Genomic DNA, 449 nt, shown 5'->3' with positions numbered 1-449 from the left:
GGCAGTAAGTTTGGTACGGGCGGCATGCTCAGTAAGATTAAGAGCGCGCAGATGATGTTTGAACATCACGGCCAGATGGTGTTGATGAACAGCGCCAATCCGCGCGATATCCTTCAGGTTTTAGATGGCGCGCCTATCGGAACGTGGTTTGCACAAGAGAAATAGGGAGGTTTGATGAGCTATATCGAACAGTTGGGCAAGAATGCTCAAAAAGCCAGTAAAAAGTTAATCAGCTTGGGAAGCGTGGAAAAAAACAATCTGTTGCGTCAGGTTGCGGCAGCATTGGTTGAACAGGCTGAGATGATTTTGGCGGAAAATGCCCGCGATTTGGCCGCTGCAAAAGAAAACGGCATTTCGGACATTATGCTCGACAGGCTGCGCTTGAATTACGAACGCATCAAAGGCATTGCGGAAGGCATTGGGCAGGTTGCCGATTTGCAGGACCCGAT

General features: G+C 49.4%; 1 pseudogene. It reads left to right on the top strand.

Annotated elements, in window-relative coordinates:
• Positions 1-174: 174 nt before the first annotated feature.
• A pseudogene (locus ACTHUR_RS20765) lies at positions 175-449 on the top strand (gamma-glutamyl-phosphate reductase); the annotation flags it as partial.

The sequence above is a fragment of the Neisseria sp. P0021.S007 genome (assembly GCF_051956855.1).
This window is presented reverse-complemented; position numbering and strand designations above follow the sequence as displayed.